The sequence below is a fragment of the Streptomyces sp. NPDC101194 genome, from assembly GCF_044767885.1.
GTDB lineage: Bacteria > Actinomycetota > Actinomycetes > Streptomycetales > Streptomycetaceae > Streptomyces.
The window spans coordinates 4,056-18,419 of record NZ_JBIWOS010000014.1 but is presented as its reverse complement, the minus strand read 5'-3'; the positions used below and the strand labels follow the sequence as shown (position 1 = coordinate 18,419).

General features: G+C 67.9%; 14 protein-coding genes and 1 pseudogene. 5 read left to right on the top strand and 10 right to left on the bottom strand.

What is annotated here, in order from left to right; genetic code table 11:
• The first annotated feature begins 135 nt into the window (after nucleotides 1-135).
• Nucleotides 136-1,500 carry a dipeptidase gene (locus ACIRP2_RS35520; protein ID WP_404257718.1) on the top strand — a complete coding sequence of 455 codons (1,365 nt, stop codon included), beginning with the start codon at nucleotides 136-138 and terminating at the stop codon, nucleotides 1,498-1,500.
• A 155-nt stretch (nucleotides 1,501-1,655) separates the two neighbouring features.
• Nucleotides 1,656-2,366, top strand: coding sequence for an MBL fold metallo-hydrolase (locus ACIRP2_RS35515; protein WP_404257716.1), 711 nt, complete (start codon nucleotides 1,656-1,658; stop codon nucleotides 2,364-2,366).
• On the opposite strand, the gene ACIRP2_RS35510 is transcribed toward ACIRP2_RS35515, so the two are convergent.
• The 3 genes and pseudogenes from ACIRP2_RS35510 to ACIRP2_RS35500 all read right to left on the bottom strand — a co-directional run bounded on the left by ACIRP2_RS35510 (nucleotide 2,325) and on the right by ACIRP2_RS35500 (nucleotide 4,578).
• Nucleotides 2,325-3,362, bottom strand: coding sequence for an NUDIX domain-containing protein (locus ACIRP2_RS35510; RefSeq protein ID WP_404257714.1), 1,038 nt, complete (start codon nucleotides 3,360-3,362; stop codon nucleotides 2,325-2,327). The two genes, ACIRP2_RS35515 and ACIRP2_RS35510, sit on opposite strands and share 42 nt — an antisense overlap.
• 383 nt (nucleotides 3,363-3,745) lie before the next feature.
• Nucleotides 3,746-4,084 (bottom strand): annotated as a pseudogene (locus ACIRP2_RS35505) (helix-turn-helix domain-containing protein); the annotation flags it as partial.
• 74 nt (nucleotides 4,085-4,158) lie between these two features.
• A complete protein-coding gene (locus ACIRP2_RS35500; RefSeq protein WP_404257712.1) occupies nucleotides 4,159-4,578 on the bottom strand; it encodes a hypothetical protein in 420 nt (139 codons plus the stop codon).
• Nucleotides 4,579-4,628: 50 nt separating this feature from the next.
• Between ACIRP2_RS35500 and ACIRP2_RS35495 the strand changes: the two genes are divergently transcribed.
• Nucleotides 4,629-4,862, top strand: coding sequence for a GMC oxidoreductase (locus tag ACIRP2_RS35495; RefSeq protein WP_404257710.1), 234 nt, complete (start codon nucleotides 4,629-4,631; stop codon nucleotides 4,860-4,862).
• Nucleotides 4,863-4,916: 54 nt separating this feature from the next.
• On the opposite strand, the gene ACIRP2_RS35490 is transcribed toward ACIRP2_RS35495, so the two are convergent.
• Both ACIRP2_RS35490 and ACIRP2_RS35485 read right to left on the bottom strand, forming a co-directional pair.
• Nucleotides 4,917-6,308: a glutamate decarboxylase gene (locus ACIRP2_RS35490; RefSeq protein ID WP_404257708.1), complete on the bottom strand. Its 1,392-nt coding sequence runs from the start codon at nucleotides 6,306-6,308 to the stop codon at nucleotides 4,917-4,919.
• A gap of 305 nt (nucleotides 6,309-6,613) precedes the next feature.
• Complete coding sequence (locus ACIRP2_RS35485) at nucleotides 6,614-7,303, bottom strand: hypothetical protein (protein ID WP_404257706.1); 690 nt, start codon at nucleotides 7,301-7,303, stop codon at nucleotides 6,614-6,616.
• Nucleotides 7,304-7,956: 653 nt separating this feature from the next.
• On the opposite strand from ACIRP2_RS35485, the gene ACIRP2_RS35480 reads away from it, so the two are divergent.
• Nucleotides 7,957-8,139 (top strand): ferredoxin, encoded by a 183-nt coding sequence (locus ACIRP2_RS35480; protein ID WP_404257704.1) that lies wholly within the window; start codon nucleotides 7,957-7,959, stop codon nucleotides 8,137-8,139.
• On the opposite strand, the gene ACIRP2_RS35475 is transcribed toward ACIRP2_RS35480, so the two are convergent.
• From ACIRP2_RS35475 to ACIRP2_RS35455, 5 genes are all read right to left on the bottom strand, one after another.
• On the bottom strand, nucleotides 8,126-8,257 hold the full coding sequence (locus ACIRP2_RS35475; RefSeq protein WP_404257702.1) for a hypothetical protein: 132 nt from the start codon (nucleotides 8,255-8,257) through the stop codon (nucleotides 8,126-8,128). The genes ACIRP2_RS35480 and ACIRP2_RS35475 overlap by 14 nt on opposite strands.
• 49 nt (nucleotides 8,258-8,306) lie before the next feature.
• On the bottom strand, nucleotides 8,307-8,510 hold the full coding sequence (locus tag ACIRP2_RS35470; RefSeq protein WP_404257700.1) for a hypothetical protein: 204 nt from the start codon (nucleotides 8,508-8,510) through the stop codon (nucleotides 8,307-8,309).
• Between the two features lie 243 nt (nucleotides 8,511-8,753).
• Nucleotides 8,754-9,677: a carbohydrate ABC transporter permease gene (locus ACIRP2_RS35465; RefSeq protein ID WP_404257698.1), complete on the bottom strand. Its 924-nt coding sequence runs from the start codon at nucleotides 9,675-9,677 to the stop codon at nucleotides 8,754-8,756.
• Nucleotides 9,674-10,588 carry a carbohydrate ABC transporter permease gene (locus tag ACIRP2_RS35460; RefSeq protein ID WP_404257696.1) on the bottom strand — a complete coding sequence of 305 codons (915 nt, stop codon included), beginning with the start codon at nucleotides 10,586-10,588 and terminating at the stop codon, nucleotides 9,674-9,676. Before ACIRP2_RS35460 ends, ACIRP2_RS35465 begins: the two co-directional genes overlap by 4 nt.
• A gap of 46 nt (nucleotides 10,589-10,634) precedes the next feature.
• On the bottom strand, nucleotides 10,635-11,924 hold the full coding sequence (locus ACIRP2_RS35455; protein WP_404257926.1) for an ABC transporter substrate-binding protein: 1,290 nt from the start codon (nucleotides 11,922-11,924) through the stop codon (nucleotides 10,635-10,637).
• Between the two features lie 265 nt (nucleotides 11,925-12,189).
• Between ACIRP2_RS35455 and ACIRP2_RS35450 the strand changes: the two genes are divergently transcribed.
• A complete protein-coding gene (locus ACIRP2_RS35450; RefSeq protein ID WP_404257694.1) occupies nucleotides 12,190-14,226 on the top strand; it encodes an NPCBM/NEW2 domain-containing protein in 2,037 nt (678 codons plus the stop codon).
• Nucleotides 14,227-14,364: the final 138 nt, after the last annotated feature.

Genomic DNA, 14,364 nt, shown 5'->3' with positions numbered 1-14,364 from the left:
ATCCTACGGCGCGCCCGGCCCGGCCCCCTCTGTGGGAGGATCGACCGTACGTTCATCCTCCATGCAACACCGCTCACTCGGTATGCATGTGCCCGGATTCGTACCCATAACGTCGCACCCACGAGGAGCGTGCCCATGACCGCCCGTCCGATCTCCGAGACCATTGCCTCACTGATGCCCCGTGCCAAGACGGAGCTGACCGAGCTGGTGGCCTTCCAGTCGGTGGCGGATCCCGCGCAGTTCCCGAGGAGCGAGTGCGAGGCGGCCGCCGACTGGGTCGGCGACGCGCTGCGCGCCGAGGACTTCCAGGACGTCGCCCTTCTCGACACCCCCGACGGGACCCGGTCGGTGTACGGCTTCCTGCCGGGCCCGGCGGGCGCCCCGACCGTGCTGCTCTACGCGCACTACGACGTGCAGCCGCCGCTGGACGAGTCCGCCTGGCTCTCCCCGCCGTTCGAGCTGACGGAGCGGGACGGCCGCTGGTTCGGCCGCGGCGCGGCGGACTGCAAGGGCGGCTTCATCATGCACCTCCTCGCCCTGCGCGCACTCAAGGCGCACGGCGGCGTCCCGGTCTCCGTCAAGGTGATCGCCGAGGGTTCCGAGGAGCAGGGCACCGGGGGCCTGGAGCAGTACGCCGAGGCGCACCCCGAGTTGCTGACCGCCGACACGATCGTCATCGGCGACACCGGCAACTTCCGGGTCGGGCTGCCGACGGTCACCGCGACGCTGCGCGGTATGACGATGCTGCGGGTCACGCTCGACACCCTCGAAGGGAACCTGCACTCCGGCCAGTTCGGCGGCGCCGCCCCGGACGCGCTGGCCGCGATGATCCAACTGCTGGCCTCGTTGCGCGCCGAGGACGGCACCACGACCGTCGACGGACTCGCCGCGGACGCCGACTGGGACGGACTGCAGTACCCGGAGGCCGACTTCCGCAAGGACGCGAAGGTTCTCGACGGTGTCGGGCTCATCGGAACGGGTACGGTCGCCGACCGGATCTGGGCCCGGCCCGCCGTCACGGTCATCGGCATCGACTGCCCGCCCGTGGTCGGCGCGACTCCCTCGCTCCAGGCGAGCGCGCGGGCCCAGATCAGCCTGCGGGTGCCGCCGGGCCAGGACGCCGCCGCGGCGACGGAGCTGCTGACCGCCCACCTGAAGGCGCACGCCCCCTGGGGGGCCAGGGTGTCGGTGGAACAGGTTGGCCAGGGCCAGCCGTTCCGCGCGGACACCTCCAGCCCGGCGTACACGTCGATGGCGCAGGCGATGGAGGCCGCGTACCCCGGCGAGAAGATGCAGACGTCCGGGATGGGCGGCTCGATCCCGCTCTGCAACACGCTCGCCGCCCTCTACCCGGAGGCCGAGATCCTGCTGATCGGCCTGAGCGAGCCGGAGGCGCAGATCCACGCGGTGAACGAGAGCGTGTCGCCCGAGGAACTGGAGCGTTTGTCGCTCGCCGAGGCCCTGTTCCTGCGGAACTACGCCGATTCCAAGCGAGCCTGATCACGCGTCACACCCGTCCGGCCTGGCGAACGTACGGCACACGGCCGGCCCGTGGGGTGCCGGGTCGGCCGTGCGACCGGATCTACGCTCTGGGCGAAGCTCGCCCAGAGCGTAGATCCGGTCGCCGAGCGGGCAGGGCCACGTACGTTCGACGTATGGATCTCGTCCAGGTGCTTCCTCAACTGCACATGTTCCGCTTCCCCATCGGCCAGGCGTATCTGTGGCGTGACGGCGCGGACCTGACTCTGATCGACGCGGGCGACGTCGATGCCGCGCCCGCGATCGAGGACGCGGTGCGCGGGCTCGGCCTGGACCCGGGCCGCATCGGCCGGATCGTCGTCACCCACGGCCATCGCGACCACTACGGCGCGGCCCAGGAGCTCGCCGACCGGCACGGCGCCGAGATCCTGGCCCATCGGCTGGACGCGCCGGTGGTCCGCGGCGAGGCGGAGATCGCCGACCCCGTCCTGCTGGACTGGGAACGTCCGCTGTACGAGCACGCGCTGACCGTTCCTCCGGCGCCGCCGACCCGCGTGGACCGCGAACTGGCCGACGGCGACGGGATCGCGTTCGGTTCGGGGGCCCGGGTGGTCCACGCCCCCGGTCACACCCCCGGCTCCATCGGGATCCATCTGCCGCACCACGGTGTGCTGTTCACCGGCGACTGCGTGGCCGCGGTCGGCCGGGTGATGCTGGGCGTCTTCAACATCGACCGGGCGCGGGCCGTGGCCTCGTTCCGGCGGCTGGCCGCGCTGGAACCGGCCACGGTCTGCTTCGGGCACGGCGATCCGCTCACCGTCGACGCCGCCGCGGTGCTGCGTGCGTCAGCCGACCGGAACTCCGGCCTCCAGGTTGAGCACGGTTGACCGCTCCCGGGCGCGCAGCGCCCAGCGCAGCCGCTCGTATCGGGTGGGGGGCAGCATGGTGGCCGCCTCCGACTCGGTGACGAAGCGCCAGCCGCGCAGTTCGGAACCGGGCAGCAGCAGCCGTTCGGCGTCGGCACGGGGCAGCGGGCCGCCGTCGAAGAGCATGCGCAGCCCCCCGTAGCCGGGGGGTTCGGGGGCCTCCCAGTCGACGACGAGAAGTTTCGGCACCCGGTCGAGACGGATGCCTATCTCCTCGGCCACTTCACGGATCCCGGCCTGCGCCGGTGCCTCGCCCGCCTCGACCACTCCGCCGGGGAACTCCCAGCCGGGCTTGTACGTCGGGTCGACGAGCAGGACCCGGTCGGCTTCGTCGAAGAGCAGTACGCCGGCCGCGACGGTCTCCGCGGTCGGCTCGGGGGTCTGCACGATCTCGCATGCGGCGGCGGTTCCGGTGCGGACCGCCTCGGCCATGTGCTCGGCCGTCTCACGCGGGGAGAGAGCGCTGGTGTCGATGATGTGGGCGTCCCGGGTGAGCCAGCCGAGCGCCGCCCGATAGGGCTCGATGTGTTCGTAGGCCCACTGCCGGATCCGTTCGCTGTGCTCCGGGTCGTCGGCGAACTCCACCCGGCCGGCGATCCGTTTACGCAGGATCGTTTCCTCAGGTGAGAGCAGGACATGGCGCACCGGAATGCGCCGGGAGGCGAGCCCCCCGAAGATCTCATCGCGATACTCCTGTCGCAGCAGCGTCATCGGTACCACCAGCACCCCGGACGTCTCGGCGAGCAGGGCCGCCGCGGTGTCCACCACCAGTCGCCGCCAGATCGGCAGGTCCTGGAAGTCCGTCACCTCGGCAAGTCGCTTCTGGGGCAGCAGGTACCGCAGCCCCATGCCGATCAGCTCGGGGTCGTAGAAGGTGCTGTTCGGGATCAGATCGACAAGCTCGCGCGCGGCGCTCGTCTTGCCCGCGCCGAACGCACCGTTGACCCAGACGATCATTCGTACTCCAAGAGTGGAAGGCCGCTGAACAGGGACGGAACAGCATTGCGCAGGCCATCTGGGAGCGGCATGGGAAAAGGAGGCGTCCACAATCCCGCACCCACTACTTCTCTCTCCCATACGCGCTGAAGGTACTCCCCGATTCTCTCCTCCATCGCGACCGTCACCTCGCTGTACACACCCTCCACACCCGGAAGCTCATGCCCCATTCGGGCCTCCAGGCCACGCGCGGAATGTCACGCGGCTCGTCCGGCTTCGCCTTGTGCCAGTGCCGCATCCGTTAGATGTCCTGCCCGGCCATCTCCGAGACCGCCGGCATCGCAGGCCGCGCCCACCGCGCATACCGCGGCCCGGAGTCCCGTTTCTCGGCCCCGTCCCGGATGAACCAGCGCCTTGTCCGGCGGGCCGAGATAGAGACCGACGACGTCGCGGACCTTGTCGATGAACAGCGGATCGGTTGACAGCTCGAACGTCTGCGAGCGGTGCGGTGCGAGAGCGAATGCCCGCCGGATCCGCGAGACCGTCGACTGCGACATCCCCGTCGCCGCCGCCATTGACCTGGTCGACCAGTGGGTCGCGTTCTTCGGTGTCTCCTCGAGCGTCTTGACGATCACCCGCCCGACATCGGCATCGGTGATCTTCCGCGGCACGCCTGGACGCGGGTCGTCACACAAGCCGTCCGGGCCCCGTTCGAGGAAACGGCGTCGCCAGGTGCGGACCGTGTCCGCAGCCGGCGAGACACCTCCATGATCGAGTGGCCCTCAGCGCACTCCAGCCGCCCAGCGAAACCCGCAGGTCAGACTGCAAAATCCTGCTGGTCGGCGCCGACGGACGCAACGTCACCAACGTCGTCACCGAACTCCCCGACGGCACCCCCGCCACCTTCCGCGGCGACATCGTGGCCGTCGCCTGCGGCACGGCGAACTCCGCCGCCCTGCTGCTGCGCTCCGCCAACGACCGTCACCCGCACGGCCTGGCCAACAGCTCCGACGTCGTCGGCCGCCACTACATGCGCCACAACAACCTGGCGTTGATGGCCGTCTCCCACGAGCCCAACAACACCCGCTTCCAGAAGACCCTCGCCGTCAATGACTGGTACCTCGGCGCGGACGACTTCGATCACCCGCTCGGCGGCATCCAGATGCTCGGCACGTCCGACGCCGACCAGATCCGCGGCGAAGCAGCCAGCTGGGCCGGCCTCGCCTCCCCCGGACATGCCCTTCGAGGCATTACCTGCTGCCGCACACCCTGTACCTGCACAAGGACATGCCCATCGGCGCCACCGCCCACCAGGCCGGCACCGTGCGCTTCGGCAACGATCCGCGCGCCTCAGCGCTCGACACCACCTGCAAGACCCACGACCCGGACAACCTCTACGTCGTGGACACCAGCTTCTTCCCGAGCATCGGCGCCGTGAACCCCTCCCTGACCGCCATCGCCAACGCCCTGCGCGTCGGCGACCACATCGCCGAACGCCTCGGTGCCTCCTCCCCCGTCTGACCGCCACGCCGCGCCCACGCGGGCCGGTCCACGACTACGTCGGCGGTGTCCCGGTCAGTGGTGGAAGCCGGAGCGGGGCTCGGCCGGCAGCGGCTGGGCGAATCGGTCGAGGTAGTGCACGCTCTCCTCAATATCCTTGAGCAGGGAACGAGCCAGGTCCACGCTCAGCCCGTTGCGCACCACGATCCGCTGCACGGTCATGTCGGCCAGGCTGTCAGGCATTGGATAGGCAGGGACCAGCCAGCCCTTCTGGCGCAGCCGGTCCGACAGGTCGTACAGCGTCCAGTTCTTGGTGTACCCGGAGGCGTGCCGCCAGGCGAACACAGGGATGTCGGACGCGTCGTTCCACAGTTCGAACGCGTCCATCGCGCCGATGCGCTCGGCCAGGAACTTGGCCACGTCCTGTGAGGCCTGCTGTACCTCGCGGTAGCCTTCGCGACCGAGCCGGAGAAATTGGTAGTACTGCAAGAGGACCTGGGCTCCGGGACGGGAGAAGTTAAGGGCGAAGGTTGGCATGTCACCGCCCAAGTAGCTGACCTTGAAAACCAGGCTGTCGGGCAGCAGGTCCCGGCTGCGCCACACCACCCAGCCCATGCCGGGGTAGACCAGTCCGTACTTGTGGCCGGAAGTGTTGATAGAGGCGACCCGCGGTACCCGGAAGTCCCAGGCCAGGTCCGGCTGGAGGAACGGAGCGACCATCGCCCCAGAGGCGCCGTCGACGTGGATGGGGATGTCCAGTCCGGTGTCACGCTGGATCTCGTCGAGTGCGGCGTTGAGCTGCGCGACGGGCTCGTACATGCCGGTGTAAGTGACTCCGAGAATGGAGACCACGCCGATGGTGTTCTCGTCGACGTACTCCCGAAGTTTGAATCCGTCGAGGGTCTTGTGTTGCTCACTGATGGGCACGAAGCGCGGTTCGACGTCCCAGTAGTTGCAGAACTTCTCCCACACCACCTGCACCGCCGAACTCATCACAAGGTTCGGACCGTCTGCGGACTTGCCCTGGGCACGACGCGCTTCCTGCCAGCGCCGCTTGAGCGCGAGCCCGCCGAGCATGCACGCCTCGGAGGAGCCGACGGTAGAACATCCGATGCTCGCGGCCGGGTCCGGCGCGTGCCACAGATCCGCGATGATTTTCCAGCAGCGCTCCTCGATGGCTGCGGTACTCGGGTACTCGTCCTTGTCGATCATGTTCTTGTCGAAGGTCTCGGTATACAGACGCCTGGCCTCGTCGTCCATCCAGGTGCCGACGAAGGTCGCCAGGTTCAACCGCGCGTTGCCGTCAAGCATCGCCTCGTCGTGGACGAGCTGGTACGCGGTCTCCGGCAGCATCGGCTGCTCGCCGAGCTGGAGCCGCGGACGGCGTCGAGCCTCGCCGGGACGCGCGAACAGCGGGTTGACCACCAGGTCCTCAACGGACCCGTCCACGGAGTGCCGATCCGACATACTCTCCACCTCGATATGCCTGACGCGACAGCTGGTGTGCGCAGCCGCGCGATTCGCGGATGACGCGGGCTACCCGGCCAGGGGCAACCGTGCAGACCTACCCGCCGATCGTGCAGCAGCCCCGGTCTGTCCGGCCCAGTCGGGCGTCTTTCCCCTTTGCGCCTTCGGGCGCTCCGGCGAGCGCTCTCACAGCACATTAAGGGCATTCGGCACTCTTTCGCCTCTCGGGGTGAGACCGGCGAAGGCCTCGCGACCAGGGGAGCACTGAGCGGGATCAAAGACTGAGACACACCCCGTCGCTCACCTCATTCGCCTGCCCCCTGGGGCCTCTCGCGCCTCCGGCGGCGGAGGAAGGACCAAAGGACATGCCCGCTCAGCACCAAAACCCAGACGGGGAAGACGAGTTCGGACCAGGCGACGGTACTGACGAGGAACATCAGGACCAGCCCGGCGAGCACGCCGAACCAGGTGAGCCAGCGGGGGAAGGTACCGGTGCGGTGGCCCATCGTGGTGGCGCAGAAGATGAAGACCGCCGCCATGCGCATCGCGTAGTTCGCCAGCAGGGTGAGCGCCAGGTGGCGTCCGAGCTCCCACGACCCCACCTGCCCGGTGAGGCGGAGCGTGCCGGCGATTGCGATGAGGCCGTCGACCCAGGCGGTGAGGACGAACAGCATCGCGATGAACAACAGCCCGCTGCCCATAAAGAGTGTGCCGAAGAACCTGTCCGCCTGCCCGTGCTCCACGTGATCCCGTACCGCACCCATGAACCACAGGAAGAAGACCCCCGCGAAGGGCACTAGGCCGGCGGCGGTGCGCAGCGCAGCACGGTTGGCGGGGTTGGCGAGCCATGCGGCCGCACCGACCGGGTGGCCGGGGATGGCGATGCGGACCAGGACCAGGGCCGCGCTCAGCAGCAACGCGAACAGGATCCCTGCGACAGCCGCAGCGCGCGGTGTCTGCAGCACCCGTGCCGGTTCCTCGTTCACCGTCCGCATACCGCCTCCCGACGTGCTCGGTCGCACTGACGGTCGCGGGCGTCGTCCAAGGTAGTGGCGGCCGCGATCAGCGACAGGTGAGTGAACACCTGCGGGAAGTTGCCCAACTGGGCGGGTCGAACCGGGGAGCCGCGAACCAGTCGACAAGTCCCTGCCCGGAGATCAGGGCAGCAGTCTGCAGGTCCCCGACAAAACCGTGTTCGGCGATGGGGGGATACCGATCCATGATCATCCTGCCTCACAGAGACCGATGCTTTCACTGTCACCCCGACCCGCCGAGGGCGCGAGAGGAGAAGCGGATGGTGCGCCATGGTCAAGAGGTGCCCCTTGTTGCCGACGGGCCCATCCCGGCCTCCGTCCCCCCGTAATCCCGTCAGCCAGGCGCACCGGGTTCACTCCTCCAGCCCAACACACCCCGCCCCGCTCGGCAGCGGCAACCCATACGGGATCGACACCGGCGAGGCACCAGTTGGGAATCGCTCATGGACGACATGGTCGGACTCCGTAGCGACGACCGCAGAGGCCTGATGAGACGACGACTCGTGCGTATGGATGCTGGTTGCACGGACCCCGCCCCTGGCGCAGTGGCTGTGCGCGCGTCCGATTCCTCCCTCATCCTGGAAAGGAGGGGGAGGAACGGAGGGAGTGGAGGGATGCGGATCGTTGTGGATCTCACGCGCTGCCAGGGCTATGCGCAGTGCGTGTTCCTCGCACCGGAGGTGTTCGAGCTTCTCGGTGAAGAGGGGTTGCTGTACGCCCCGGCCGTCCCGGACGACCAGGGCGAGTGCGTGCGCCAGGCCGCGGCAGCGTGCCCGGTCCAAGCTATCGGCCGTTGACGAAGCGGAGCATCGCGCGGTCGTCGTTGCGGGAGTTGTATACCCAGTCCGCGCCGCGGGCCCTGGAACTGAGCGTCTGGTAGGAGGTCGTGACGTCCTGGTACGCAGCGTCGGGCATGCCGATGGTCCAGTCGGGCTGAGTCCGGTAGAAGCAGACCCTTGGGTGGTCACACCCGCTTATAACTGTCGGCCGAGGCGCTGGGCGCCACGGTAAGCGCGGTGCCAGCGAAAGTGGCGACGGACATGGCCACAGCGGCAATTCGTTTGATGGCTGCCATGGCCAAAGAGTCTGTCGGTAGATCCTTCTTCTGCAGGTGATATCCGGCCGATTCGTGCAACATCCATTGGGCCCCCGCGAACGGCTCGATCATCTCCGCCGCGAAGTCCAGACGATCACGGTTCCCCCTCTTCCGTAGCCCCCTGTGGCTTGCCCGCAACACCCTGCCGAAAACCCGGCTGTCGCGATGCTGCTCCCGAAAGGGACCCTCGGGTGTCCTTCGACGGCGTCCCGCACGGTCCGCGGTCGGCCTCCCCAGCAGGAACCCCGTCCTGGGCCGGCGGTGTCCCTCCCTACGAGTCCGGCTGTCGGCGGACCGGGACCGCCGACGGCCGGACTACCCCTTGCTCGAACCCAGCGTGAGGCCCGCGATGAAGTGGCGCTGAAGCAGCAGGAAGACCACGAGCGTCGGCAGGGCGACGATCACCGAGCCCGCGGCGAGCAGGTTGTAGTCGGTGAAGAACTGGCCGCGGAGATTGTTGAGCGCCGAGGTGATGGGGAGCTTGTCGCCGTCGGACATGAAGACCAGGGCCCACAGGAAGTCGTTGTACATCCAGGTGAACTGGAGGGTGCCGAGAGCGGCCAGGGCCGGGCGGCACAGCGGCAGGGTGATCCGCCAGTACCGGGTCCAGACGCCCGCGCCGTCGACGACCGCGGCCTCCAGGATCTCCCGTGGCAGGGTGCGCATGAAGTTGGCCAGCACGAAGACGCAGAAGCCGATCTGGAAACCGACCTGGACGGTGACGACGGCCCAGTACGAATCGAACATCGTCATCGAGTCGGACATCCAGTAGGGCAACGGGATGCGGTTGAACACGACGTAGAGGGGTGTGACGATCACCTGCTGCGGCAGCAGGTTCCCGGCGGTGAAGAGCATGAGCAGGACGAGCCCGCCGCGCACCTTCAGGCGAGCCAGCGCGAAGGCCACGAAGGAGGCGAGGAAGAGGGTGACGAGTACTCCCGGGATCGCGATGATCATGGTGTTGACGAAGTACTTCGTCATCCCGGAGTCGGAGAACGCCTGGCGGTAGTAGTCCAGGGAGAGATGACGCGGCAGCGAGAAGTAGCCGTGCGCCGAGGTCTCGTCGTACGGCCGCAGCGAGGCGTACACCGCGAGCAGCAACGGGGCGAGGAAGGCGAGGGAGACCGCCATCAGGAAGGCGTGGACACCGATCCTGCCGGGGCGGACACGGCGCCGGACGGCCGGGGCCCGTGACGCCGGCGGGGCGCCGGGGCGCGCGGGGGCGGTGTGTACGGTCAACGGTTCTTCTCCCCTCGGAGTTCCTGGACCAGGTACGTCGCGACGAATCCCAGGGAGACAACCAGCAGGACGACGGCGATGGCGGAGCCGAAACCGATACGGCTGGCCTCACCGATGATGTTGTCGGTGACGAGCACGGAGAGAAGTTCGAGTCCGTTGCGGCCGTGGTTCACGGCGTACACGATGTCGAAGGCGCGCAGGGACTCGATGACCGTGATGACGCCGACGATGACATTGACCGGCCGCAGCGTGGGGAAGACGACGCGGAAGAAGGTCTGGGCCTCGCCCGCCCCGTCGATCGCCGCGGCCTCCTTCAGCGAGGGGTCGACGGCCTTGAGTCCGGCAAGGTAGAGGATCATCACATAGCCGGTGTGCCGCCAGGCCGCGGCCAGCAGGACCATCCAGATATTGAGGTCCGGATCGCCGAGCCAGTCGGTCGGCGACCTCGTGTCCCCGATGACCGCGTTGAGGGCACCCTGATCACGGGAGAAGACCAACTGGGCGATGAAACCGACCACGGCGAGGGACAGCACGACGGGCATGTAGAGGGTCGACTGGTAGAAACGACTGAAACGCACGCCCCTGTCGATGAGTACGGCGAGCAGCAGTCCGAACGGCGCGGCCACCAGACCGAGGAAGCCGAGCCAGAGCAGATTGTGCCGGGCGGCGGGCCAGAACTGCGGGTAGTTGGTGAAGAGGTTCGCGTAGTTCCGGGTACCGACCCACTTGATCTCACCGATGCCGTCCCAGCTGGTGAAGGAGAGCACGACGGAGGCGAGGGTCGGCCCCCACACGACGGCGATGTCGAGCAGGACGGGTATGCCGAGCAGCACACCGAGTACGACGAGGTCGCGGTTGGTGAACCGCCGCGTCACCCGCCGTCCGGTGCGCCGCGCCGAGATGAACGACACGGTCGGTACTCCAGGTTCGGTCGGATTCCATCGGGGACGTCCTCGGTCAGTCGGCTGCGAAGATGGTCTTCTTCTGTCGCTCGATGTCGTTGACCAGACCGTCCACGTCGTTCGGGTTGCTGATGAACCTCTGGATCGCCGGGATCATGACCGTGGAGGAGAAGTCCGGCCGGGTGTCCCGGTCCAGGAACTGGGAGATCTGCTTCGCCCCGGAGACCAGTTCCACGGCCTTCTTCTGGAGCGGTGAGTACGTGGAGATGTCCGCCTGGTCACTGACCGCGATGTTGTTCGGGTCGCTCTTCAGGTAGATGTCCTCGGCCTTCCCGGTGGCCAGCCACTTGACCAGGTCCTTGGCGCTCTCCAGGGACTTCTTGTTCTTCAGGTTCTTCGACTTCTTCGCCAGCAGGAATCCGTCGATGGGTGCCTCGACCGCGTCCTGCCCGTGTTCCGGGTCGATGACGGGGAAGGGGAAGAAGTCGATGTCGCCCTGTTCACCCTCGGGGAACTGAGCGCCGGGGTGCGGCAGGCCGAACACGGCCATGCCGGCCTCCTTCTTCTGGAGGCTGGTGGCGGCTTCCTGCCAGGTACGGCCGTTGGCCCCCTGCTGGCAGTACGGCAGGAGTCTGCGCCAGGTGTCGAAGACCTCCTTGACCCGCTTGTCGGTCCAGGCGACCTCGCCCGCCATCAGGCTCTTGTGGAACTCATAGCCGTTGGTCCGCATGTCGATGTAGTCGAAGGTGCCCATGGCGGGCCAGCCGTCCTTGTCACAGAAGGCGATGGGGTCGAGCTTGTCCTTCTTCATCTGTTTGGCGAGCGCCACGTACTCGTCGAGCGTCTTCGGGGCTTGATAGCCGCGGTCGGCGAACAGGCTCTTGCGGTGGAAGACGGCCCACGGATAGTAGTAGTAGGGCGTGAGGTACTGCTTGCCGTCCGCACCGGTGGACTGGGCTTTCAGCGCTTCCGAGAAGCCCTTGTAGTCCTGCCAGTTGTCACTGATGTCGTGCAGCAGACCCTTCTCGGCGAAGAACTGCATCCGGTATCCGGCGAACCACATGAAGACATCGTCCGGCTTGCCCTGCAGATACCGGTTGATGTTCTCCTGAAAGGTGTTGTGGTCGACGGTGTTGACCTTCACCTTCCGCCCGCCCGACTGTGCCTCGTACGCCGCGAAAGCGTCGGCGAAGGCCTTCTTCGGAATCGGGTCGGACGAATTCGAACCCAGAGTGATCGTCTTTCCGTCACCGCCGGGGCCGCTCCCGCAGGCGGTGAGCAGCGAGGGAAGAGCGACGGCACCCGCGCCCACTGCAGCACCACGCAACAGACTGCGTCGGGACATCCGATGTCCTGCGACGCTGCCCGGCACACCTGACCTGTCGTAATCAGACTGCGTCATGCCCAACTCCTCTGGGATGCAACCCAACACAACCGAACGTGCGCTTGGATCTCACCCCCAAGTGCTGGCGTCGTCAAGGGTTTTGACGAGATATCAGACAACCGCACCTTCGCCCTTCCAACAGACTTCAACACGCCCTAACGTAATCGCACGTATTGGCGTGCACATGCTGTCATCCGATCATGCACGAGTATGGAGGAACGTAACGATGCGTCATCTTCCAACCCGTACAACCCGAATCAGCCATCACAAAGTCATCGGAGCGCTGCTGGCCGGGCTGCTCTGCGCTGCGGGGGCCGCCGTTCCTGCCACCGCCGACTCGCCCGCACCCGCGCCCGCACCGGCCCCACAGGCCGACAACGGTCTCGCGCTCACGCCTCCGATGGGGTTCAACAATTGGAACTCGACGCACTGCCGCGCCGAGTTCAATGAATCGATGGTCAAGGGCATCGCCGACATCTTCGTCGAGAAGGGCCTCAAGGACGCCGGCTATCAGTACGTCAATCTCGACGACTGCTGGGCCAAGCCGCAGCGCAATGCGGACGGCGAACTGGAGGCCGATCCGCAGCGCTTTCCGAACGGCATCAAGGCCGTCGCCGACTATGTCCACTCCAAGGGCCTGAAAATCGGCATCTACACCAGCGCCGGCACCAAGACCTGCGACAGCGTGGGGCTTCCTGGCGCGCTCGGCCATGAGTACAGCGATGCACGGCAGTTCGCGGATTGGGGCATCGACTACCTCAAGTACGACAACTGCAACAATCAGGGAGTCGACGCGAGGAAGCGCTATACGACGATGCGTGACGCGCTGGCGGCGACCGGCCGCCCCATCGTCTACAGCATCTGCGAATGGGGCGAGAACAAGCCCTGGGAGTGGGCCGGTGAACTCGGCAACCTCTGGCGCACGACCGGCGACATCAATGACAGCTGGGGCAGCATGCTGTCGATCATGAAGCAGAACCTGCCCCTCGCCGCCGCCGCGGGCCCGGGCCACTGGAACGACCCCGACATGCTGGAGGTCGGCAACGGCGGCATGACGGACACGGAGTACCGCACCCACTTCTCCATGTGGTCCGTGATGGCGGCGCCGCTGCTCATCGGCTCCGACCTGCGCAAGGCGAGCCCGGAGACCTTCGAGATCCTCTCCAACCGCGAGGTCGTCGCGGTCGATCAGGACCCGCTGGGCAAGCAGGGCACCGTGCTCTCCTCCACCGCCGGACGCTGGGTCGTCACCAAGGAGATGCAGGACGGCAGCCGCGTGGTGGCGCTCTTCAACGAGACCGGCGGCGCGCAGCGCATCTCGACGACGGCCGAGGCCGTCGGGCTGCCGAGGGCGACCGCGTACACGATGCGCGATCTGTGGGAGCACACGACGTACAACACCGCGGGCAACGTCTCGGCGACCGTCCCGGCACACGGCACCGTGCTGCTGCGGATCACCGCCGACCGCAAGTGGGCCGCGCACCCACCCGCCGTGGAACTCGGTGTCGATGGGGACCCGTTGATCGAGGCCGGTCGCACCGCCGCGCTCACGACGACAGTGACGGATCTCGGCCGCACCGCCGCCACGGAGGTGTCCGCGGCGCTCACCGGCCCCTCGGGCTGGCGGGTGAGGGCGGTTTCGCCGACCGGCTCACCGGCCCTGCCCACCGGCCGGTCCCTGACCACCCGCTGGCAGCTGACGGCGCCCGCGGGCACGGCCTCCGGGACGTACGACCTGAAGCTCACCGCCCGATACAGCTCACCGAGCGGGACACCTGTGACGTCCACGGTCCCGCTCCGGGCGCACGTGGTGGTCGCGCCGCCGTCGGGTGTCAGCCACATGAGCGATCTGCCCATGCTCTCCGCCACCAACGGCTGGGGTCCGGTCGAGAGGGACACCAGCAATGGTGAGAGCAAGGCCGGCGACGGGAATCCGCTCACCATCGGCGGCGCGGTCTTCGCCAAGGGCCTCGGTGTGCACGCCGACAGCGTCGTCGAGTTCTACACCGGCGGAGCGTGCAGCGCCGTGACGGCGCAGGTCGGGGTCGACGACGAGAAGGGCACCCAGGGCACGGTGGCCTTCGAGGTGTGGGCCGACGGTGCGAAGGCGGCGTCGACCGGCGTGCTCACCAACGCGATGCCCGCGCAGCCGCTCTCGGCGGATGTGAGCGGTGCGCAGGTCGTACGTCTGGTGGTCACCGACGGCGGGGACGGCATCGATTCCGACCACGCGGACTGGGCCGATCTGCGGATCACCTGCTGACGACGGGGAGGTGACCGGCGGTGGGGGGGGCGGGGGGGGGGGCCCCCCCCCCCCCCCCGGGGGGGGGGGGGGGGGGCGCCCCCCCCCGCGGGGGGGGCCCCCGGGGGGGGGCCCCCCCCCCCCCACCCCCCGGGCGCC